Origin of the sequence: Streptomyces sp. NPDC087263 (assembly GCF_044744645.1) — a bacterium.
Taxonomy (GTDB): domain Bacteria; phylum Actinomycetota; class Actinomycetes; order Streptomycetales; family Streptomycetaceae; genus Streptomyces.
The window spans coordinates 194,451-216,139 of sequence record NZ_JBIUYT010000008.1 but is presented as its reverse complement, the minus strand read 5'-3'; the positions used below and the strand labels follow the sequence as shown (position 1 = coordinate 216,139).

16 protein-coding genes are annotated in these 21,689 nt (G+C 68.7%); 9 read left to right on the top strand and 7 right to left on the bottom strand.

From position 1 onward, the window contains the following. Position 1 precedes the first annotated feature (1 nt). Positions 2-301 carry a ferredoxin gene (locus ACIPC1_RS26150; protein WP_402520947.1) on the top strand — a complete coding sequence of 100 codons (300 nt, stop codon included), beginning with the start codon at positions 2-4 and terminating at the stop codon, positions 299-301. Positions 302-393: 92 nt separating this feature from the next. Here the strand turns inward: ACIPC1_RS26150 and ACIPC1_RS26145 are convergent, their stop codons facing one another. The 3 genes from ACIPC1_RS26145 to ACIPC1_RS26135 all read right to left on the bottom strand — a co-directional run bounded on the left by ACIPC1_RS26145 (position 394) and on the right by ACIPC1_RS26135 (position 3,921). Beyond that, positions 394-969, bottom strand: coding sequence for a hypothetical protein (locus ACIPC1_RS26145; protein WP_402520945.1), 576 nt, complete (start codon positions 967-969; stop codon positions 394-396). Between the two features lie 198 nt (positions 970-1,167). Further along, the gene (locus ACIPC1_RS26140) at positions 1,168-2,070 is read right to left on the bottom strand and encodes a tRNA (adenine-N1)-methyltransferase (protein WP_402520943.1); all 903 of its coding nucleotides are present in this window, start codon (positions 2,068-2,070) and stop codon (positions 1,168-1,170) included. Between the two features lie 60 nt (positions 2,071-2,130). Next, a complete protein-coding gene (locus tag ACIPC1_RS26135) occupies positions 2,131-3,921 on the bottom strand; it encodes a site-2 protease family protein (RefSeq protein ID WP_402520941.1) in 1,791 nt (596 codons plus the stop codon). Positions 3,922-4,054: 133 nt separating this feature from the next. Between ACIPC1_RS26135 and ACIPC1_RS26130 the strand changes: the two genes are divergently transcribed. Further along, on the top strand, positions 4,055-4,981 hold the full coding sequence (locus ACIPC1_RS26130; protein WP_402520939.1) for a RecB family exonuclease: 927 nt from the start codon (positions 4,055-4,057) through the stop codon (positions 4,979-4,981). A 14-nt stretch (positions 4,982-4,995) separates the two neighbouring features. Then, positions 4,996-5,667 carry a response regulator gene (locus tag ACIPC1_RS26125; RefSeq protein ID WP_402520937.1) on the top strand — a complete coding sequence of 224 codons (672 nt, stop codon included), beginning with the start codon at positions 4,996-4,998 and terminating at the stop codon, positions 5,665-5,667. 103 nt (positions 5,668-5,770) lie between these two features. On the opposite strand, the gene ACIPC1_RS26120 is transcribed toward ACIPC1_RS26125, so the two are convergent. The 4 genes from ACIPC1_RS26120 to metH all read right to left on the bottom strand — a co-directional run bounded on the left by ACIPC1_RS26120 (position 5,771) and on the right by metH (position 13,832). Beyond that, the gene (locus ACIPC1_RS26120) at positions 5,771-7,354 is read right to left on the bottom strand and encodes an ABC transporter substrate-binding protein (RefSeq protein WP_402520935.1); all 1,584 of its coding nucleotides are present in this window, start codon (positions 7,352-7,354) and stop codon (positions 5,771-5,773) included. Between the two features lie 86 nt (positions 7,355-7,440). Continuing rightward, positions 7,441-9,045, bottom strand: coding sequence for an ABC transporter substrate-binding protein (locus tag ACIPC1_RS26115; RefSeq protein WP_402520933.1), 1,605 nt, complete (start codon positions 9,043-9,045; stop codon positions 7,441-7,443). Positions 9,046-9,501: 456 nt separating this feature from the next. Further along, positions 9,502-10,203 (bottom strand): HAD family hydrolase, encoded by a 702-nt coding sequence (locus ACIPC1_RS26110; protein ID WP_402520931.1) that lies wholly within the window; start codon positions 10,201-10,203, stop codon positions 9,502-9,504. A gap of 98 nt (positions 10,204-10,301) precedes the next feature. Beyond that, the gene (metH, locus tag ACIPC1_RS26105) at positions 10,302-13,832 is read right to left on the bottom strand and encodes a methionine synthase (RefSeq protein WP_402520929.1); all 3,531 of its coding nucleotides are present in this window, start codon (positions 13,830-13,832) and stop codon (positions 10,302-10,304) included. Between the two features lie 268 nt (positions 13,833-14,100). On the opposite strand from metH, the gene ACIPC1_RS26100 reads away from it, so the two are divergent. From ACIPC1_RS26100 to ACIPC1_RS26075, 6 genes are all read left to right on the top strand, one after another. Continuing rightward, positions 14,101-14,865 carry an IclR family transcriptional regulator gene (locus ACIPC1_RS26100; protein ID WP_402520927.1) on the top strand — a complete coding sequence of 255 codons (765 nt, stop codon included), beginning with the start codon at positions 14,101-14,103 and terminating at the stop codon, positions 14,863-14,865. Positions 14,866-15,180: 315 nt separating this feature from the next. Beyond that, on the top strand, positions 15,181-15,975 hold the full coding sequence (locus ACIPC1_RS26095) for an MIP/aquaporin family protein (protein ID WP_402520925.1): 795 nt from the start codon (positions 15,181-15,183) through the stop codon (positions 15,973-15,975). A gap of 134 nt (positions 15,976-16,109) precedes the next feature. Next, positions 16,110-17,678, top strand: coding sequence for a glycerol kinase GlpK (gene glpK / locus ACIPC1_RS26090; RefSeq protein ID WP_384379895.1), 1,569 nt, complete (start codon positions 16,110-16,112; stop codon positions 17,676-17,678). Between the two features lie 8 nt (positions 17,679-17,686). Further along, positions 17,687-19,303 (top strand): FAD-dependent oxidoreductase, encoded by a 1,617-nt coding sequence (locus tag ACIPC1_RS26085; protein ID WP_402520922.1) that lies wholly within the window; start codon positions 17,687-17,689, stop codon positions 19,301-19,303. Positions 19,304-19,533: 230 nt separating this feature from the next. Then, positions 19,534-20,205, top strand: coding sequence for a FadR/GntR family transcriptional regulator (locus tag ACIPC1_RS26080; RefSeq protein ID WP_402520920.1), 672 nt, complete (start codon positions 19,534-19,536; stop codon positions 20,203-20,205). Positions 20,206-20,389: 184 nt separating this feature from the next. After that, positions 20,390-21,502 carry a PAC2 family protein gene (locus ACIPC1_RS26075; protein ID WP_402520918.1) on the top strand — a complete coding sequence of 371 codons (1,113 nt, stop codon included), beginning with the start codon at positions 20,390-20,392 and terminating at the stop codon, positions 21,500-21,502. The last annotated feature ends 187 nt before the right edge of the window (positions 21,503-21,689 follow it).

Sequence of the window (21,689 nt, the reverse complement as noted above, 5' to 3'; positions counted from 1 at the left end):
CGTGCAGCAGGAGGCCGGAGTCGACGGCGAGGCGCTTGAGGTCTGGATCGACCAGGATCTCTGTACCGGAGACGGAATCTGCGTCCAGTACGCGCCCGAGGTCTTTGAGCTGGACATCGACGGCCTGGCGTACGTGAAGGGCTCCGGCGACGAACTGCTGCAGAACCCGGGCGCCACAACGCCCGTACCGCTGCCGCTTCTGCGCGATGTGACGGACTCGGCGAAGGAGTGCCCGGGCGACTGTATCCACGTACGTCGGGTTTCGGACAGGGTCGAGGTTTACGGGCCTGACGCGGAGTGACGCCATGGGCGCCCTGCGTCACCAGTGTCTGCTTGCTCACACCCTTCGCCGCGCGGAGGGTGTTTTCATATGTCCGGAGCTGCGGGGGGCGTTCACACGCTCTGGGCTCCGGAGGGTGTCGAGCGGACGAACGCACCGTTCTTCCACTGCCACTTGGCGAGATCCTTCACGTCCGGGCAGCAACTCGGCACGTCGGACGAGGAGTACCCGAGAAGGGTGGCGGTCACGACGCCGTCACTCAGCGCGAAGTCGGTGACGCTCAGGCGGTCCTTGGGGTCGACCAGGGTGGCCACGATGCGGGGCTTGGGCTCGTCCCTGGCCTGGGTGAGGACGTAGACACCGTTGGGCGGGGTGCCTGAGCCCGCGTCGCAGCGGACCACGGCCACGGTCTCGGGGCGTCCATCGCCGTCGAGGTCTCCGGAGGCCTTCTTCTGGACGAGGACTTTCGTGGGCCCGCACTCGAGCGGGAAGTCGACGGCGGACGGATCAGGGGCCGCGACGGCGGCCTGGGCCGGCTTCGCATCGGAGCCGGCCTGAGCCGCCGTGGCCGGGTCGGGCTGCAGCAGGGAGGAGAACGCGACGACTCCGGCGACGGCGGTGGCCGTGGCGACCCACTGGATGGGGCTGGTGTGCGTGTGTGCCAATTCCGGGACGGCGGATTGCTGCACTAGGAGTGTCTCCCGTGAGGGCTGTGCCGGTGGGGGTGCCCCGCATGGTGCCACACGTCACAGTGCGGCGGAACGGCGGGGTCCGCACTTCTGACGGACATTTGGCGGACTTTTGGCGGCGCGCCAACAGGAGAGCACTGTGGCCGAGTTCCCCGGCTGTCCCGGGAACTCGGCCACAGTTGTGGTGCGTTGGTTACGTCAGCGGCCCATGCCGCCGTCGGCGTTCGGACCGGTGTAGTCGTCGCCGTAGGCGCCCTTGGAGGGGCGGCGGCGGCGCATGGGCGGTTCGACACCGTCCGCGAGGCGGCGGGCGGTGAGCAGGAAGCCGGTGTGGCCGATCATCCGGTGGTCGGGGCGGACGGCCAGGCCCTCGACGTGCCAGTTGCGGACCATCGACTCCCAGGCGGTCGGTTCGTTGAAGGAACCGATCTCGCGGATGGACTCGACGGTCCGCGCGAGCTGGGTGGTGGTGGCGACGTAGCAGCAGAGGATGCCGCCGGGGACGAGCGCCTTGGAGACGGCCTCCAGGCACTCCCAGGGGGCCAGCATGTCGAGGATGACGCGGTCCACGTCGGCGTCCGACAGGTTGTCCTGGAGGTCGCCGATGGTGAGCTGCCAGGCGGGGTGCTTGTCGCCGAAGTAGCGCTCCACGTTCTGCTGGGCGATCTCGGCGAAGTCCTCGCGGCGCTCGTAGGAGTGCAGCATTCCCTGGTCGCCGATGGCGCGCAGCAGGAAGGCACTGAGTGAGCCGGAGCCTACGCCCGCCTCCACGACGCGGGCGCCGGGGAAGATGTCGGCGAAGGCCAGGATCTGCCCCGCGTCCTTGGGGTAGACCACGGCGGCGCCGCGGGGCATGGACAGGACGTAGTCGGGGAGCAGGGGGCGCAGCGCGAGATAGGCGACGTTCCCCGTGGTGCGGACAACGCTGCCCTCGGGAGCACCGATCAGCTCGTCGTGCGGGAAAGAACCCTTGTGGGTGTGAAAGTTCTTTCCGGCTTCGAGCGTGAACGTGTAGTGGCGGCCCTTGGGGTCGGTCAGCTGAACCTGGTCCCCGACCTTGAAGGGCCCGCGCCTGCGGGCGGCACCGGTCGGTTCGGACATGTGACCAGCCTACCGGTCCGGCAAGGACCACCCGACCATCGCCCGGAGCACCGGCAGGACCTAGGCGGGCCGGGCCATGGCTTTCACGAAGGCGCGCTCCACGTCGGCGGCGGACAGGACGCCGTAGATCTCGCCGGAGTCCTCGACGACCAGGTACTCGGTGGCGGGGTTGGCGCGCAGGGCGTCCAGGAGATCCTCGCCGGCGAGCTCGGCGGAGACCCGCATGCCGTCCGTGAGGTCCTGGGCGAGGCCACTGACCGCGACCCAGGGACGGCGGTGTTCGGGTACGCCGACGATGGCGGTCTCGCGCACCAGGGAGAGCGGCTGGCCGTCGGCGTCGACCACGACCAGGGCGCGGGCGCCGGCGTCGTTGGCGCGGCGCAGCGCTTCCGAGAGCGGGGTGCTGGTCTCGACGGGGACCGCGCGCCGGGTGAGCGCGCGGGCACGCAAGTCCGGGAGGTGTTCGCGCAGGCGGGCCATCCGGAGGCTGTTGCCGGCGCCGGTCCAGATGATCGCGGCGAGGATGGCGGCGAGCAGGGCGTCCGTGACGGTGTCCATGCCGCCGATGTCGGCGGGGGCCCCGCCGATCGCGCCGGACTGGGTGAGCAGGGGCAGTCCGATGAGTACGGCGACGGCGAGGGCGCGGCCCACCCAGGCGGCGGCGATCGTGCCGCTCATCGGCCTGCCGGTGATCTTCCAGACCACCGCGCGGAGCATCCGGCCGCCGTCGAGGGGCAGTCCGGGCAGCAGGTTGAAGGCGGCCACGATGAGGTTGGAAATCATCAGGCCGCCCAGCAGGACACCCGGCACGGTTCCCGGGTCGACGGTCTGCATGGCGAGGTAGAAGACGCCCGAGAGGACGAGGGAGAGCAGCGGCCCGACGAAGGCCAGGACGAACTCCCGGCCCGGGGTCTCGGACTCCTTCTCGATCTCCGATACCCCGCCGAAGAACTGCAACTGGATCCGGCGCACCGGCAGCCCGAAGCGCAGGGCGGCGACCGTATGGGCCAACTCGTGGACGAGTACGGAGGCGTAGAAGGCGACCGCGAAGAAGAGGGAGACGAGGTAGCGCAGGGCGCCGAGTTCGGGCAGCACCCGGTCGAGCTGGCCGCCGAACACCCAGGTGATCAGGGCGGCGACGAGAAACCAACTGGGCGCGACGTACACGGGCACCCCGAACGGGCGGCCCATGAGCAGTCCACCGCCGGGCCCCTTCTCGCGGCGCGGCGACCGCCCCTTGCCGGAACCGGACTCGGCACGCGTCCTGACAGCGTCCTCGGCCCCGGCTTCACGTGCAGCAGCGGCGTCCGGACGGGCGTCGTCAGTGGGGGCTCGGCCGACTTGGGGCTCGTCGGCGGGACGGGGGCTGGACGCGGGCTTGTCCAAGGGACGGGGGCTGGACGCGGACTCGTCCGAAGGACGGGGGCTGGACGCGGACTCGTCCGAGGTGGCGGTGGTGGGCTCGGTCCCCGCCACGGGTGGGGAGGTGTCCGCAGGCTCACCCGAAGGACGCGAGATGGACGCAGGCTCATCCGAAGGACCGGAGGTGGACGCAGGCTCACCCGAAGGACCGGAGGTGGACGCAGGCTCACCCGAGGCGGCCGAGGCGGGCTCGCTTTCGGACGCGGGCCGGGGAGTCTCGGCGTCGGCGCCCGGCTCCGTGGGGGTGGGCCCGGTGGAGTCCTCCGACCGTTCCCGTTCTGGGCGCGTGGCGTCCGCGGCCGGGCCCCCGGAGGCCTGGGGCCCCTCGTGGCGCTCGGTCGCTTCGTCGGTACCGGAGCGCGGCTTCCCGCTCTCGCCGCTCTCGTCCACGATGTCCCCTCGTTCGAAGCGTCCTCCGCTCCCGATCATGCAGAGCAGGGTCTGTGGTCGATGGTATGCGGCCGTCGCGGCACGTTCCGCCCCGGCACCCCCTCTGTTTTCCGCGGTGCTGCAGGAGCCGCTGCCGTATCACTGTCAGTGGCGAGCCGTAAGGTCTGTCGTCATGGAAACCAGCACCGAGGGCGCGGCCGGGACCGACGCCGCGGACGCACCCGCCGAGGCCGTGGCGACGGTGGCGGCCCTGCCGCCCGCGTCCCTGTCGCCGTCGCGCGCCAGCGACTTCATGCAGTGTCCGCTGCTCTACCGGTTCCGGGTGATCGACAAGCTCCCCGAGAAGCCGAGCGAGGCGGCCACCCGCGGCACGCTGGTGCACGCGGTGCTCGAGCGGCTCTTCGACGCACCGGCGACGGAGCGTACGGCGCCGCGCGCGAAGTCCTTGATCCCCGGCCAGTGGGACAGACTGCGCGAGACCCGGCCGGAGGTCGTGGAGCTGTTCGCCGACGACCCCGAGGGCGAGCGGCTGGCGCGCTGGCTCACCGAGGCCGAGCAGCTGGTGGAGCGCTGGTTCACGTTGGAGGACCCGACCCGGCTGGAGCCCGCCGAACGGGAGCTGTTCGTCGAGGCGCAACTCGACTCCGGGCTCAAGCTGCGCGGCATCATCGACCGCGTCGACGTGGCACCGACGGGCGAGGTGCGGATCGTCGACTACAAGACGGGCAAGGCCCCCAGGCCGGAGTACGCCGAGGGTGCCCTGTTCCAGATGAAGTTCTACGCCCTGGTGGTGTGGCGGCTGAAGCAGGTGGTCCCGCGCCGGCTCCAGCTCGTCTATCTCGGCAGCGGCGACGTAGTGACGTACGACCCGGTGATCGCGGACCTGGAGCGCGTCGAGCGCAAGCTGCACGCGCTGTGGGAGGCGATCCGGGAGGCCACCGAGTCGGGTGACTGGCGGCCCCGGCCCACCAAGCTCTGCGGCTGGTGCGACCACCAGCCGGTATGTCCGGAATTCGGTGGTACTCCCCCGCCGTACCCCCTGCCGGTCAGGGCGCCGGAGTCCGAGGGCGCCCAGCAGGGCAGAATGGGGCCGGACTAGCGAAGGAGACTCACGTGGCCATCCGCGTCCTACTCGTCGACGACCAGCCGCTGCTGCGCACCGGCTTCCGGATGATCCTGGAAGCGGAGCAGGATCTTGCGGTCGTCGGCGAGGCCGGTGACGGTCTCCAGGCACTCGACCAGGTCCGTGCCCTGCAGCCCGATGTGGTTCTGATGGACATCCGTATGCCGAGGATGGACGGCGTCGAGGCGACCCGGCAGATCACCGGCCCCGGCCGGGACGGTCCGGCGAAGGTGCTGGTGCTGACGACCTTCGACCTTGACGAGTACGTGGTGGAGGCGCTGCGCGCGGGCGCCAGCGGCTTTCTGCTCAAGGACGCGCCGGCCAACGAGCTGGTGCAGGCGATCCGGGTGGTCGCCTCGGGCGAGGCGCTGCTCGCGCCGAGCATCACGCGCCGCCTGCTCGACAAGTACGCGAGCCATCTGCCGTCCGGCGACGACCCTGTGCCGGACACACTGCACACGCTGACCGAGCGCGAGGTCGAGGTGCTGAAGCTGGTGGCCCGCGGACTGTCCAACGCCGAGATCGCTGCCGACCTGTTCGTCAGCGAGACCACGGTCAAGACGCATGTGGGGCACGTCCTGACCAAGCTGAGGCTGCGCGACCGGGTGCAGGCCGCGGTGTACGCGTACGAGAGCGGGCTGGTGCGCCCCGGCGCACAGTAGACCGCACGCACGGCACAGAGGGCGGCCCCTTCCTCCTGGAGGAAGGGGCCGCCCTCTGTGTACGCCGGGCCGTGTACGCCGGTCTGTGTACGCCGGGCCGGGGTCAGTCCTTGCTGATCTCCCAGAAGCGGAAGACGGTCGAGGCGTCGAGGCAGTACTCCAGGCCGTAGACGTTGTCGCGGACGACCGCGTACTGCTTGGCCTGCCAGAGCGGGATGAGCGGCAGTTCGTCGGCCACGATGTCCTGGAGCTTGCCGTAGTCGGCTTCGGTCGAGCCGCGGTTGCTCTCGGCGGCGGTCTCCGGGATGAGCTGTCCGGTGATCGTGCTGTCGGTGTAGTTGTTGCTCAGCACGTTGCCCTCGCCGAAGAAGGGGGCCGTGAAGTTGTCCGGGTCCGGGTAGTCGGGCACCCAGCCCTTCACGTACACGCCGTACTTGCCGTTGGCGATGTCCTTCTCGTACTGGTCGAAGGCGACGGACTTGACGGTCGCGTCGAAGAGGCCGCTGGCGTTGAGCTGCTCGGCTATCGCCTTGAACTCCTGGTCGGTGGAGGGTCCGTAGCGCGACGGCGTCGACCAGAGGGTCAGCTTCACCTTGTCGGCGATGCCGTCGGCGCGCAGCTCGGCCTCGGCCTTGGACCGGGAGGGGCTGGCGCCGTAGGTGTCGAAGAAGGCCGTGTTGTGGCCCACGATGCCGGCCGGGATGATCGAGTAGAGCGGTGTCGCCGTGTCCTTGTAGACCTCGTCGACCAGGGCCTGGCGGTCGAGCAGATAGGCGATGGCCTTGCGTACCGAGAGCTTGCCCGCCACCGGGTCGTTCATGTTGAAGACCAGGTGCTGCACCTCGGCGCTGGTGCCCTCGACGACGTTGACGCCCGTGCCGGTGGAGGTGTCGTTCTCGATGTCCGCGATGTCGTCGGCGGCGAGGCCCCGGTAGGCGATGTCGATCTCGTTGCTCTCCAGGGCTTTCTTCAGCGCGGTCCGGTCGCCGTGGAAGAACTTCAGTGTCACACCGGAGTTCTTGACCTTGGCGGTGCCCCGGTAGCTCGTGTTGACGGAGAAGACGGCCTCGTCCTTGCGATACGAGTCCAGCTTGTACGGGCCCGAGCCGACCGCCTTGTTGTCGGTACGCAGTCCGTTGTCGGCGTACTGCTGGTGGTCCACGATCGAGCCGGCGCCGGAGGCGATCTTGCTGGGGAAGGTGGCGTCGGCGTACTTGAGCTTGAAGACGACGGTCTTGGCGTCCGGTGTCTCCACCTGGTCGAGCATGGGGAACATGATCGCGGGACCGGCGTCGTCGTTGATCTTCAGCATGCGGTCGAAGGAGAACTTGACGTCCTCAGAGGTGAGCGCGTCACCGTTGCTGAACTTCAGCCCGCTCTGCAAAGTGCACGAGTAGACCGTCGTGGTGACGTCTATGAACGAGCACTCCTTGGCGGCCTCCGGCTCAGGCTCCGTACCGCCCTTGGGGAAGCTCAGCAACGACTGGAAGACGTTGTTGAACAACAGCCATGAGCCCGGGTCGTAGCCAGACGCCGGGTCGGTGGCCAGGACGTCGTCGGACATCCCCATCACGATGGAGGAGCCGGTGCCCCCCGAGCCGCCGGACTGCGAACCGCAGCCGGTGAGCAGGCCGACTGCCAGCCCTGTCGTGACGGACAGGACTGGCCACTGATTGCGGAGGTTCACGTGCTGCGCCTTGTCGTTGGTCCTCAGGGGGTGGCCGGAACTCGCCGGTGTCGGACCCGACGTCAGCCCCGGCGAGGGCAGGTCCGTCAGCCGCTCACTCCACGACCGAGCTCCCACAGCTGCAGGGTCGAGGAGGAGTTGAGCGCCCATTCGGCACCGGTGATGTCGTCTCGCGCGGCGATGTACTGCTTGCCCTGCCACAGCGGCAGCATGGGTACGTCGTCGGCCACGATGTCCTGGATCTCGGTGATGCTCTTCGAAGCGGTGAGACGGTCGGCCTCGCGGCGGGACTCCGGGATCAGGGTGCTGCGGATCTCGGTGTTCGCGTAGGGCGAGCCGAGGAAGTTGTCCTTGTCGAGGAACGGCGCCAGGTAGTTGTCGGCGTCCGGGAAGTCCGGGAACCAGCCCATGCCGTAGACCTGGTACTCGCCCTTCTGCTCAGCCGGGCGGAACGTCTCCCAGGGCGCGCCCTTGATGTCGACGTCGAACAGGCCGCTGGCGTTGAGCTGCTGCTTCAGCTGCTCGAACTCGTCGGCGGTGACCGAGCCGTAGTGGTCGGTCGTGTAGTTCAGGGTGAGCTTCACCGGCGTGGTGATGTCGGCCTGCTCCAGCAGCGTCTTGGCCTTGCTCACGCTCGGCTCGCCGTACTTGTTGAAGAACGAGTTGGAGTGGCCGGTGATGGTGGCCGGGACCAGCGAGTAGAGCGGGTCGGCCGAGGTGCCGTAGACCTTGGAGACGAGCTCGCCGCGGTTGATGACCTGGGCCATGGCCTGGCGGACCGCCGCGGACTTCACCGAGGGGTCGTCCGTGTTGAAGGCCAGGTAGCGGATCTCAAGGCCGGGCGTCTCGATCAGGTCGATGTTGCTGTCAGTGGCGCCGCCGAGCTTCTTGATCTGCTCCGGCGTCATCGAGCGGGTCATCAGGTCGATGTCGCCCTTGTTCAGCGAGTCGCCCATCGTGTCGGCGTCCGCGAAGGAACGCATCTCGACCTGGCTGTTCTTGATCGACAGAACACCCTTGTAGTTGGGGTTCTTGGTGAAGACGGCGTTGACGAGCTCGTCGTCCTTCACCTCGGCCTTGAACGTGTACGGGCCGGAGCCGTCGATGCTGAAGCCGTCGCGCAGCTTGCCCTTGTCGTAGTCGTCGGGGTTGACGATGCCGGCGACCGGGGTCGACAGCTTGAAGGGGAAGGTGGCGTCCGCGGTCTTGAGGTGGAAGATCACATCGCGGTCGCCCTGGGTCTCGACGGTGTCGATGGTGGACAGCAGCGCGAACACACCACTGTCGGCCTGGATCGACAGGGCCCGGTCGATCGAGAACTTGACGTCATTCGCGGTGACGGGATCGCCGTTCGCGAACTTCAGATCTTTGCGCAGCTTGCAGGCGTAACGCTCGTTGCCCGTGTCGGTGAAGCCGCATTCCTCGGCGGCCTCGGGCTCTGGTTCGCCGTCACCGCGCGGAATGATCATCAGCGTCTGCACGGTCTGGCGGAGAATGTTCCAGGTGCCGACGTCGTACGCGTACGCCGGGTCGACGGGGGCGGGGGCATCCTTCGATGCGATGAACCGGTCGGTGGTGCCGACAACGATCGGGTCGCCACTGCCGCTCCCGCCGTCGGACCCCCCACACGCGGCGAGCACCGGGGCGAGCAGGCCGATCACGGCCGGCAGCACCAAAGTCTTGCGGTTCATGCTCGAGTTTCTCCAGAGCTGTAGATCCCGCGAGCCCGGCATGCAGGGGTGGTGCTGCGGGTCGCGGGGATACGGCGATGTTCTCGCGACGACATTAGTCCGCACCGCCACCCCGGCCCCCAGGGACTGGAGTTGAGTTCCCCTCACGCTGTGATACCGGGTGTGGACACACCGACAACCCGACAGCGGAAGGATTCGTGCAGCGATTCACCAATCGGGACACAAGGGCACGTCACCCATCTCCGAAAGGGAGTTGGCGGCATATGCCAGACCTGATGTCGACCCCCGGTCGAGTGGCGAACGTCACACAGGTAACTCAGGTAAGGCGTACTGGAATTCGGCCATCCGGCCCGTGTCCAATTTCCTCGGGAGGATTCGCCACGGATCCTCGCCGCGGATCCACCGAGGGCCAGTCGGACCCGATCGCGTATTCAGTTCCGCACGCAGGGTGAATGCCTAGCGCATTTCCGTCATCAGGCCCCGGAGAAAAGGCAGGTCGACCTCTTCCAGAGAGGTCACGACCGTGCGTCGGGCGGCCGGCGCGATGGGGGCCAGCGAGGGAACCGCGACCACCCGGCAGCCGGCCGCCTCGGCGGCGGCGACCCCCGTCGCGGTGTCCTCGATGACAGCGCACCGGGCCGGTGTCGCGCCCAGTCCCGCGGCCGCCAGCAGATACGGGTCGGGGAACGGCTTGGTCCGCTCCACCTCGTCGCCCGCCACGGTGAGCGCGAAGTACTGGGGGCCGATGGAGGCCAGGATGCGGTCAATGATCCGCCGGTGCGAGGCGGAGACCAGGGCGGTGGGAATCTCGTGCGCCGCCAGCTCGGCGAGCAGTCTGGCCGCCCCCGGCATCAGCGGCAGCGAGTGGCCGATCCGGGCCTCGAACCCGTCGTTCAGCAGCACCGTGAGCTCGGCGAGGGTGATGTCGGCTCCGGTGGCCTCGATGAGGAACCCGCCGCTGCGGGTCATCGGACCTCCGATCACCACATGCCGCCAGGAGTCGTCGAGCACATGGCCGAGGGATGCGAAGACCTCTGCTTCGACGTCCCACCAGAAGCCCTCGGTGTCCACCAGAGTGCCGTCCATGTCGAGGAGCACAGCCTCCAGGGCAGAGCCTTCGGCCGTACGGGTACCGAGCGCGGGGACCGTACTGGTCATCCTGGCGCACCTCCTTGAGGGACAACCAGGCCGGTCGCCCTTTTTTACCAAGGGGGCAACCGGCCTGCAGTGGACCGACCAGTGTACGGCCTGTCCGATCAGCGCGCGTTAAAGTACTTCGCCTCCGGGTGGTGGATCATGATCGCGTCCGTGGACTGCTCCGGGTGGAGCTGGAACTCCTCGGAGAGCACGACGCCGATGCGCTCCGGCTCAAGCAGCTGGGCGATCTTGGCGCGGTCCTCCAGATTGGGGCAGGCCCCGTAGCCGAGGGAGAAGCGGGCGCCCCGGTACTTCAGGGCGAACATGTCCTCCATCGCGTCCGGGTCCTCTCCGGAGAAGCCGAGTTCGGAGCGCACCCGGGCGTGCCAGTACTCGGCGAGGGCCTCGGCCAACTGGACCGACAGGCCGTGCAGTTCGAGGTAGTCCCGGTAGGAGTTGGCCTCGAAGAGCTTGGCGGTCTCCTCGCCGATCCGCGAGCCCATGGTGACGACCTGGAGGCCGACGATGTCGGTCTCGCCGGACTCCTCCGGGCGGAAGAAGTCGGCCAGGCACAGTCGGCGGCCGCGGCGCTGGCGCGGGAAGGTGAAGCGAGTGCGCTCGTTGCCCTGTTCGTCCAGGATGATCAGGTCGTCGTCCTTGGAGACGCACGGGAAGTAGCCGTAGACGACGGCCGCTTCCAGCAGGTTGTCGGTCTGTAGCTTGTCCAGCAGGCCGCGCAACCGAGGCCTGCCCTCGGTCTCGACCAGTTCCTCGTACGTCGGCCCGTCGCCCGCGCGTGCCTGCTTCAGGCCCCACTGGCCCTTGAACAGCGCGCCCTCGTCGAGCCAGGAGGCGTACTCCTTGAGCTGGATGCCCTTGATGACGCGGGTGCCCGCGAAGGGCGGGGTGGGCACGCGGTTGTCGATGGCGACGTCGGAGCGTACGTGCCCCTCCTCGGGGCGCTCCTCGACCTCGGTGGCGACGGCCGCGGGCCGCACCCGGCGCTGCTTCAGCTCGGGCAGCACCGCTCCCGGCACCCCCCGCTTCACCCCGATCAGCGCGTCCATCAGGCGCAGGCCCTCGAAGGCGTCGCGGGCGTAGCGAACCTCGCCCTGGTAGATCTCGTACAGGTCCTGCTCGACGTACGCCCTGGTCAGTGCTGCGCCGCCAAGGATCACCGGGTAGTCGGCGGACATTCCACGCTGGTTGAGCTCCTGAAGGTTCTCCTTCATGATCACCGTGGACTTGACCAGCAGTCCTGACATGCCGATGACGTCGGCCCGGTGCTCCTGGGCGGCGTCCAGGATCGCCGAGACCGGCTGCTTGATGCCCAGGTTGACGACGTTGTAGCCGTTGTTGGACAGGATGATGTCGACGAGGTTCTTGCCGATGTCGTGGACGTCGCCGCGGACCGTGGCCAGCACGATGGTGCCCTTGCCCTCCGCGTCCGACTTCTCCATGTGCGGCTCCAGGTAGGCCACCGCGGTCTTCATGACCTCGGCGGACTGGAGCACGAACGGAAGCTGCATCTGGCCGGAGCCGAACAGCTCGCCGACGGTCTTCATGCCGTCCAGGAGCGTCTCGTTGACGATGTCGAGGGCGGGGCGGAGCTCCAGGGCGTCGGCCAGATCCTGTTCGAGGCCGTTCTTCTCGCCGTCGATGATGCGCCGCTTGAGTCGCTCGTTCAGCGGCAGCGCGGCCAGTTCCTCGGCCCTGCCCGCCTTCAGCGACTTGGTGGTGGCGCCCTCGAACAGCGCCATCAGCTTCTGCAGCGGGTCATAACCCTCGGCGCGACGGTCGTAGATCAGGTCCATGGCCGTCTGGACCTGCTCGTCGTCGAAGCGCGCGATCGGCAGGATCTTCGACGCGTGGACGATCGCCGAGTCCAGGCCCGCCTTGACGCACTCGTCGAGGAAGACCGAGTTCAGCAGGACGCGGGCGGCCGGGTTGAGGCCGAAGGAGATGTTGGACAGGCCCAGGGTGGTCTGTACGTCCGGGTGGCGGCGCTTGAGTTCGCGGATGGCCTCGATGGTGGCGATGCCGTCCTTGCGGGACTCCTCCTGGCCGGTGCAGATGGTGAAGGTCAGGGTGTCGATGAGGATGTCCGACTCGTGGACGCCCCAGTTCGTCGTCAGGTCCTCGATCAGCCGCTGGGCGATGGCGACCTTGTGCTCGACGGTGCGGGCCTGGCCCTCCTCGTCGATGGTCAGCGCGATCAGCGCGGCGCCGTGCTCGCGGGCCAGCCGGGTGACCTTCGCGAAGCGGGACTCAGGGCCGTCGCCGTCCTCGTAGTTGACCGAGTTGATGACCGCCCGGCCGCCCAGCTTCTCCAGGCCCGCGCGGAGCACGTCGACCTCGGTGGAGTCCAGCACGATCGGCAACGTGGAGGCGGTGGCGAAGCGGCCGGCCAGCTCCTTCATGTCGGCGACACCGTCACGCCCGACATAGTCGACGCAGAGGTCGAGCATGTGCGCGCCCTCACGGATCTGGTCGCGGACCATCTCCACACAGTCGTCCCAGCGGGCCTCCAGCATGGCCTCACGGAACTTCTTCGACCCGTTGGCGTTCGTCCGCTCGCCGATCGCCATGTAGGCGGTGTCCTGACGGAACGGCACCGTCTGGTAGAGGGAGGCGGCACCCGGCTCCGGGCGCGGGTCGCGGGCCCCCGGCGCCATGTCGCGCACGCGCTCGACGACCTGGCGCAGGTGCTCGGGCGTCGAACCGCAGCAGCCGCCGACCAGTTGGAGGCCGTAGTCGCGTACGAAGGTCTCCTGCGCGTCGGCCATCTCGGGCGCGGTCAGCGGGAAGTAGGCGCCGTCCTTGGTCAGTACGGGCAGACCGGCGTTCGGCATGCACATCAGCGGCGTACGCGAGTGGCGGGCCAGATAGCGCAGGTGCTCGCTCATCTCGGCCGGACCGGTGGAGCAGTTCAGCCCGATCAGGTCGATGCCGAGCGGCTCGAGCGCGGTGAGCGCCGCGCCGATCTCCGAGCCGAGCAGCATGACGCCCGTGGTCTCGAAGGCGAGCGAGCAGATCAGCGGCACTTCCAGGCCGAGGGCCTCCATCGCGCGGCGCGCGCCGACCAGGCTGGACTTGGTCTGGAGCAGGTCCTGCGTGGTCTCCACGATCAGGGCGTCCGCGCCGCCGGCGAGCAGGCCCTCGGCGTTCTTCTGGTAGCCGTCGCGCAGGACGTCGTACGCGATGTGGCCGAGCGACGGCAGCTTGGTGCCCGGTCCGATCGAGCCGAGGACCCAGCGCTGACGGCCGTCCTTGGCGCCGAACTCGTCGGCGACCTCGCGGGCGATCCGGGCGCCCGACTCGGACAGTTCGAAGATGCGGTCGGCGATCTCGTACTCGGTCGCCGCCGAGTGGTTGGCGCCGAAGGTGTTGGTCTCCACGCAGTCGACGCCCACGGAGAAGTACTCCTCGTGGACGGACCGGACGATGTCGGGGCGGGTGAGGTTCAGGATTTCGTTGCAGCCCTCGAGCTGCTGGAAGTCCTCCAGCGTCGGGTCCTGTGCCTGGAGCATCGTGCCCATCGCTCCGTCGGCCACCACGACGCGGGTGGCGAGGGCCTGGCGGAGTGCTCCGGCACGCGCCCGGCTCTCAGCAAGCGCGGACGAAAGGGACGGGTTCGGCAACGAGGCCATGAAGATGCTCCCTGGAGTGCGACGGCTGTCGGCTTTGCGCTTCCCATGGAACGCGCACCCGGTCAGGGTAGCCCGGAGCACGGCCATAGGGTCGGGGCGTCCAGGAGACGGACGGGCGTGGCGGATGCGGCTGCGGTGCCCGGACGGACGAAATATGTGGCGACCATCCATTAGCGAGAGGTCGACAGGGAACGGTAGTGTTCGACATTGCCGAACGACGGCAGTGAATCGACCGCCGACGGTCGAAGGGGACGGAGGCAGCACGGCGATGGCACGGAACATCCAGTCGCTCGAACGGGCGGCAGCGATGCTGCGGCTCCTCGCGGGCGGCGAGCGACAGCTCGGCCTGTCCGACATCGCCTCCTCGCTCGGCCTGGCGAAGGGTACGGCCCACGGCATCCTGCGCACCCTTCAGCAGGAGGGCTTCGTCGAACAGGACGGTCTCTCCGGGCGCTATCAGCTGGGCGCCGAGCTGCTCCGGCTCGGCACCACCTATCTCGACGTGCACGAGCTGCGGGCGCGCGCGCTGGTCTGGACGGACGATCTGGCCCGCTCCAGCGGTGAGAGCGTCTACCTGGGCGTGCTGCACCAGCAGGGCGTACTGATCGTGCACCACGTGTTCCGGCCGGACGACAGCCGCCAGGTCCTGGAGGTCGGGGCCATGCAGCCACTGCACTCCACGGCGCTGGGCAAAGTCCTGTCCGCGTACGACCCGGTGGCGCACAGCGAGGTCCTGGAGGCCGAGCGCAAGCCGTTTACGGCGCGCACCGTGAGTGAGCTGGAGCAGTTCGAGGGCGTGCTCGACCTGACCCGCGCGCGCGGGTACGCGGACGACGTCGAGGAGACCTGGACAGGCGTCGCCTCGGTCGCCGCCCCCATCCACAACCGGCGGCGGATGCCGGTCGGCGCGGTCGGCATCACCGGGGCCGTTGAGCGGGTCTGCACGGACGGGGAGCTGCGCCCCGAGCTGATCGCGGCGGTACGGGACTGCGCCCGCGCGGTGTCGCGGGACCTCGGCGCCGGGCGCTTCTGAAACCCACAGATTTCTTACGTTCGTACAGGAGAAGGCCGGGATGCCAAGGGCGTCCCGGCCCTCGTCGTTCGCTCGCAAGATCGATGGCTCACAGCAATCAATAACGATCGTGTTTTCGACAACAGTGCTCTTGACGTGCCGGTAACACGAGAGCAAGACTCCCGTCCATCGGTCGGCATTGTCGAACACTTAACGGCCATACGCGTTAGAGTGTGACAACGCCAAGGGCCGCATCGCTCTCTCTCCCTGAGAGCACGAACCACCGGAGGGACCCGGGGTTCGGCTTCCCCTGGACGAACGACAAAGGAGTCGCGGGTGTCCAGCTCCGACATCTTCATCGGCGAGACCATCGGTACCGCCGTTCTCATCCTGCTGGGCGGTGGCGTGTGCGCCGCCGTCACGCTGAAGGCCTCCAAGGCACGCAACGCCGGATGGCTGGCCATCGCCTTCGGGTGGGGCTTCGCGGTACTGACCGCGGTCTACATCTCGGCGCCCCTTTCCGGCGCTCACCTCAACCCGGCCGTGACTCTCGCGCTCGCCATCAAGGATGGCGGATGGGACAACGTCCCCATCTACTGGGGCGGTCAGCTGCTCGGCGCCATGATCGGTGCCACCCTGGTCTGGGTCGCGTACTACGGCCAGTTCCACGCGCACCTCACCGACCCCGAGGTCGTCGGCGAGCCGGGCGAGAAGGTCGTCAAGACCAAGGCCGTCGAGGCCGAGGAGAAGGGCGCGGGCCCCGTGCTCGGCATCTTCTCCACCGGCCCGGAGGTCCGGAAGGCGTGGCAGAACCTCGCCACCGAGATCATCGGCACCTTCGTGCTCATCCTGGCGATCCTCACGCAGGGCCTGAACGGCAACGGCGACGGCCTCGGCACCCTGGGCGCCCTGATCACCGCGCTCGTCGTGGTGAGCATCGGCCTCTCCCTCGGTGGCCCGACCGGCTACGCGATCAACCCGGCCCGTGACCTCGGCCCGCGCATCGTGCACGCCCTGCTCCCGCTGCCCAACAAGGGCGGTTCCGACTGGAGCTACGCCTGGATCCCGGTCGTCGGTCCACTGATCGGCGGCGCGATCGCTGCGGGCATCTACAACGTCGCCTTTGCTTAGAGCACCGTTTGTGAGCACCGTTTGTGAGCACCGCCCGAGAGCCGCACGCTTCACTGCACCGCTTCACACAGCACCGCCGCAGAGCACAGCGCCGTAGATACAGCCCCTTCACACGGAATCTTCAGGAGCACACCGTGACCGAAGCACAGACCACAGGCACTTCCTCGCACGGCACAGGGCCGTTCATCGCGGCGATCGACCAGGGCACCACGTCCAGCCGCTGCATCGTCTTCGACCGGGACGGCCGTATCGTCTCCGTCGACCAGAAGGAGCACGAGCAGATCTTCCCGAAGCCGGGTTGGGTCGAGCACGACGCCACCGAGATCTGGACCAACGTCCAGGAGGTCGTCGCCTCGGCCATCGAGAAGGCCGGCATCACTCGCGACGACATCAAGGCCATCGGCATCACCAACCAGCGTGAGACCACGCTGCTGTGGGACAAGAACACCGGTGAGCCCGTATACAACGCCCTCGTCTGGCAGGACACCCGCACCGACGCGCTCTGCAAGGAGCTCGGCCGCAATGTCGGCCAGGACCGCTTCCGCCGCGAGACGGGCCTGCCGCTCGCCTCGTACTTCGCGGGGCCCAAGGCCCGCTGGCTGCTCGACAACGTCGAGGGCCTGCGTGAGCGCGCCGAGGCCGGCGACATCCTCTTCGGCACCATGGACAGCTGGGTCATCTGGAACCTGACGGGCGGTGTCAACGGCGGCAGGCACGTCACCGACGTCACCAACGCCTCTCGCACCATGCTGATGAACCTGCACACCATGAAGTGGGACCCGAAGATCGCCGAGTCCATCGGCGTTCCGCTGAACATGCTGCCCGAGATCCGCTCCTCCGCCGAGGTGTACGGCGAGATCACCGGCGGCAGGCTCGGCGAGCTGCTCGGCGGCATCCCCGTCGCCTCCGCGCTCGGCGACCAGCAGGCGGCCCTGTTCGGCCAGACCTGTTTCTCCGAGGGCGAGGCCAAGTCCACGTACGGCACCGGCACCTTCATGCTGATGAACACCGGCGAAAAGATCATCAATTCCTACAGCGGGCTGCTGACCACCGTGGGCTACCAGATCGGCGACCAGAAGCCGGTCTACGCCCTTGAGGGCTCCATCGCCGTCACCGGTTCGCTGGTGCAGTGGATGCGCGACCAGATGGGCCTGATCAAGTCCGCCGCCGAGATCGAGACGCTCGCGTCCTCGGTCGAGGACAACGGAGGCGCCTACTTCGTACCGGCCTTCTCCGGCCTGTTCGCCCCGTACTGGCGTCCGGACGCCCGCGGCGTGATCACCGGGCTGACCCGCTACGTCACCAAGGCGCACATCGCACGCGCCGTCCTGGAGGCCACCGCCTGGCAGACCCGTGACGTCAGCGACGCCATGACCAAGGACTCGGGCGTCGAGCTCACGGCCCTCAAGGTCGACGGCGGCATGACCTCCAACAACCTGCTGATGCAGACCCTGGCCGATGTCCTGGACGCCCCCGTGGTGCGCCCGATGGTCGCCGAGACCACCTGCCTCGGCGCCGCCTACGCCGCCGGTCTCGCCGTCGGCTTCTGGACCAACACCGAGGACCTGCGCGCCAACTGGCGCCGGGCCGCGGAATGGACCCCCAACATGGCCGCGGAGACGCGTGACCGTGAGTACAAGAGCTGGCTCAAGGCCGTCGAGCGGTCCATGGGCTGGCTCGACGACAACACTGGCGAGGAGTAAGAACCCGCATGACTACCCAGTCCACCCTGCAGTCCGTACCTGCCCTCGGTACGCGCCCGGCCCCCGGCTCGAACCCCAGTCGCGCCGAAACCCGGGAGCAGCTTTCCAAGGCCTCGTACGACCTTCTCGTGATCGGCGGCGGCATCCTGGGCATCTCCACCGCCTGGCATGCGGCGCAGTCCGGGCTGCGGGTGGCCCTGGTGGACGCGGGCGACTTCGCCGGCGCCACCTCTTCGGCCTCCTCCAAGCTTCTCCACGGCGGTCTGCGCTACCTGCAGACCGGCGCGGTGAAGCTGGTGGCGGAGAACCACTTCGAGCGCCGTGCGGTCTCCCGCCAGGTGGCCCCCCACCTGGCGAACCCGCTGACCTTCTACCTCCCCGTGTACAAGGGCGGCCCGCACGGCGCCGCGAAGCTCGGTGCCGGGGTGTTCGCGTACTCGGCGCTGTCCGCCTTCGGCGACGGCGTCGGGCACCTGCTGAGCCCCTCGAAGGCCGCGCAGGACGTGCCCGAGCTGCGCACCGACAACCTCAAGGCCGTGGCCGTGTACGGCGACGACCAGATGAACGACTCCCGGATGGCCCTGATGACGGTCCGCGCGGCCGTCGAGTCCGGTGCCGTCGTCCTCAACCACGCCGAGGTCACCGGGCTGCGCTTCACCAAGGGTCGGGTGACCGGCGCGGAGCTCAGGGACCGGCTCTCCGGTGACGAGTTCGGGGTGTCGGCGCGCCTGGTGCTGAACGCCACCGGCCCCTGGGTCGACCACCTGCGCAAGCTGGAGGACCCCGACTCGGCTCCCTCCATCCGCCTTTCGAAGGGCGCGCACCTGGTCCTCAAGCGCACCGCCCCTTGGAAGGCCGCGCTCGCCACCCCCATCGACAAGTACCGCATCACCTTCGCCCTCCCCTGGGAGGACATGCTGCTGCTCGGCACCACCGACGAGGAGTACGAGGGTGACCCGGCGGATGTCGCGGTCAACGAGAAGGACATATCCCAGATCCTGGACGAGGCCGCGTTCTCCATCCGCGACCAGCAGCTCTCCCGTGACCTGATCACGTACTCCTTCGCGGGGCTTCGTGTCCTGCCCGGCGGGCCCGGCGACACCTCGAAGGCCAAGCGCGAGACGGTCGTCACCGAGGGCCGCGGCGGGATGTTGTCCGTCGCGGGCGGCAAGTGGACCACCTTCCGCCACATCGGCCGTACGGTCATGAAGAAGCTGGAGTCGCTGCCCGGGCACCCGCTGGGCGACGACTTCGAGCCGATCTCCTCGCTGCCGAAGAAGATGCCGCTGCCCGGTGTCGCCAACCCGCGTGCGGTCGCGCACCGTCTGCTCGCCGACGGCCCGGCGCCGGGCCCGCGGATGGCGGCCGACACCGCCAGGCACCTGGCGACCCACTACGGTTCGCTGGCCTTCGACATCGCGCGCCTCGCCAACGACAACACGGAGCTCGCCGAGCGCGTCCACCCCGATGCGCCGGAGATCTGGGCGCAGGTCGTCTACGCCCGGGACAACGAGTGGGCCGAGACGGCGGACGACGTGCTGCGCCGTCGTACGACGCTGACGATCCGTGGGCTTGCCACGGACGAGGTGCGGGGCAAGGTGCAGGATCTGCTCGACAAGAAGTAGACCCTGCGGTGTGTGTGAGGGGCGGCTGCGACGGGAGCCGCCCCTCACACGCGCTTCCGGTAACAGAGGGCCCCTCGACGAGGCCGGCCCGTCGGCCCTCGGCTGCGCCGACGTCGGATTCCGTGTCCTGGTGAGTCCGCCGACCCGCATAATGAGCTGAGACATCGGATGTCTGAGCGGATGCCTTGGCGACATCCCGAACGGCATGCTGAACGACAGGGAGACCCGCCATGGCAGTCACCGACGAGGCGATCGAGAAGATCAAGGAAATGATCGTCTCCGGCTCGCTGCGCCCCGGCGACCGGCTTCCCAAGGAGAGCGAACTCGCCGCCGAACTCGGGCTGTCCCGCAACTCCCTGCGCGAGGCGGTACGCGCCCTGTCGCTCATCCGCATCCTGGACGTCCGGCAGGGCGACGGCACGTACGTCACCAGCCTGGACCCCCAACTCCTCCTGGAGGCGGTGAGCTTCGTCGTCGACTTCCACCGCGACGACACGGTGCTGGAATTCCTCGCGGTCCGCCGCATTCTGGAGCCGGCCGCCACGGCGATGGCCGCCTCGCGCATCAGCGAGCAGCAACTGAAGGCACTGGCTGCCCAGTTGGACGCGCTCGGCGAGACACCCTCGGTGGAGGAACTCGTCGCCGGCGACCTGGAGTTCCATCGTGGCATCGTGCAGAGCTCGGGGAACTCGGTGCTCTGCTCGCTCCTCGACGGCCTCTCCGGGCCCACCACCAGAGCCCGCATCTGGCGGGGACTCACCCAGGAGGACGCGGTCAGCCGCACCCTGCACGAGCACCGTGCGATCCTCACGGCCCTGCGCGACCGTGACGCGGAGGCGGCCCGCTCATGGGCGACGGTGCATATCGCGAGCGTGGAACAGTGGCTGCGCTCGACCCTGTGAAGCGCCCCGGGCATCCACCAGGTCCCTCGGCAGCCCGACGAGGCCGGGTGGCGGTCACGCGTGTTTCCGGCCCCCCGGTGGGGCAGTGATCCGTTCACTCCCCCGTGCAAGGGGGCTGCGGAGGCCCCCTTCGTACGCCGTAAGGTTGAGGCGTACGTGAGGGCACGTCGGAAGGAGGCACTGGGTGATCGAGCTCGAGGGGGTTCCCGAGCTGATCGACCCGGTCATGGTGGCCGCGTTCGAAGGCTGGAACGACGCCGGCGACGCCGCTTCCACCGCGGTCGCACATCTGGACAAGGAATGGAAGGGCGAGGTGTTCGCGGCGCTGGACGCCGAGGACTACTACGACTTCCAGGTGAACCGCCCCACCGTGTGGCTGGACGGCGGTGTCCGCAAGATCACATGGCCGACGACACGGTTGTCGGTGGTCCGGGTCGGCGGTGAGAAGCCGCGTGACCTGGTACTGGTCAGAGGTATCGAGCCGTCGATGCGATGGCGCTCGTTCTGCAACGAGCTGCTCGGCTTCGCGCACGAGCTCGGCGTGGAGCTGGTGGTGATCCTGGGCGCGTTGCTCGGCGACACCCCGCACACACGTCCTGTACCGGTCAGCGGGGTGACGTCGGACGCGGATCTGGCCCGCACGATGGACCTGGAGGAGACCAAGTACGAGGGCCCCACGGGCATCGTCGGCATCCTCCAGGAGGCGTGCACGCACGCGGGCGTACCGGCCGTGTCGCTGTGGGCGGCCGTACCGCACTACGTGTCGCAGCCGCCGAACCCGAAGGCCACGCTGGCCCTCCTCAACCGCCTGGAGGACCTGATCGACCTGCGCATTCCGCTGGGCGAGCTGCCCGAGGACGCGCGGGCCTGGCAGCTGGGCGTCGACCAGCTGGCCGCCGAGGACAGCGAGGTCGCCGAGTACGTGCAGTCGCTGGAGGAGGCCCGGGACACCGCCGACCTGCCGGAGGCGTCCGGCGAGGCGATCGCCCGGGAGTTCGAGCGCTATCTGCGCAGACGGGACGGCGGCGGACCTGCCGCGCAGGCCGGGGGCCACGCGACCGAGACCGGCGACACAGCCGCCTCCTTCCTCCGGGACGGCCCCGGCGGCCGCCCTCGGCCACCGAAGCCGCAGCTGCCGGGGGCGGAGGCCGGAACCGGGTCGGACGAGACCGGGACGGAGGACGAGGGTCCCGACGACACGCCCACGGACTCCAAAGAGCCCACGGATTCCAAGGATTCGAAGGATTCGAAGGAGTCCAGGGAGCCCTCGGATCCCTCTGATTCCTCGGAGGACTGAACGACGGCTCGACGGCTGAGGGGTGGTACGCAGTACGCGTACCGCCCCTCAGTCGTCATGCCCTCCTGCTCAGGAGTCCGTCCGAGCGGTCAACGGGCCCTGCCGCCCCAGAACTTGACATCCGTCTCCTCAGCATTTGGCCGGATTGCCTCGTGACATCTGTTTCAGGACGGATTGCACAGGGTTC

What these genes read in the sequence shown, in the direction of transcription:
- ACIPC1_RS26140 (WP_402520943.1), bottom strand. Translation starts at nt 2,070, where the DNA reads ATGTCCGAACCGACCGGTGCCGCCCGCAGGCGCGGGCCCTTCAAGGTC.
- ACIPC1_RS26135 (WP_402520941.1), bottom strand. Translation starts at nt 3,921, where the DNA reads ATGATCGGGAGCGGAGGACGCTTCGAACGAGGGGACATCGTGGACGAG.
- ACIPC1_RS26130 (WP_402520939.1), top strand. Translation starts at nt 4,055, where the DNA reads ATGGAAACCAGCACCGAGGGCGCGGCCGGGACCGACGCCGCGGACGCA.
- ACIPC1_RS26115 (WP_402520933.1), bottom strand. Translation starts at nt 9,045, where the DNA reads ATGAACCGCAAGACTTTGGTGCTGCCGGCCGTGATCGGCCTGCTCGCC.
- ACIPC1_RS26110 (WP_402520931.1), bottom strand. Translation starts at nt 10,203, where the DNA reads ATGACCAGTACGGTCCCCGCGCTCGGTACCCGTACGGCCGAAGGCTCT.
- metH (WP_402520929.1), bottom strand. Translation starts at nt 13,832, where the DNA reads ATGGCCTCGTTGCCGAACCCGTCCCTTTCGTCCGCGCTTGCTGAGAGC.
- ACIPC1_RS26100 (WP_402520927.1), top strand. Translation starts at nt 14,101, where the DNA reads ATGGCACGGAACATCCAGTCGCTCGAACGGGCGGCAGCGATGCTGCGG.
- ACIPC1_RS26085 (WP_402520922.1), top strand. Translation starts at nt 17,687, where the DNA reads ATGACTACCCAGTCCACCCTGCAGTCCGTACCTGCCCTCGGTACGCGC.
- ACIPC1_RS26080 (WP_402520920.1), top strand. Translation starts at nt 19,534, where the DNA reads ATGGCAGTCACCGACGAGGCGATCGAGAAGATCAAGGAAATGATCGTC.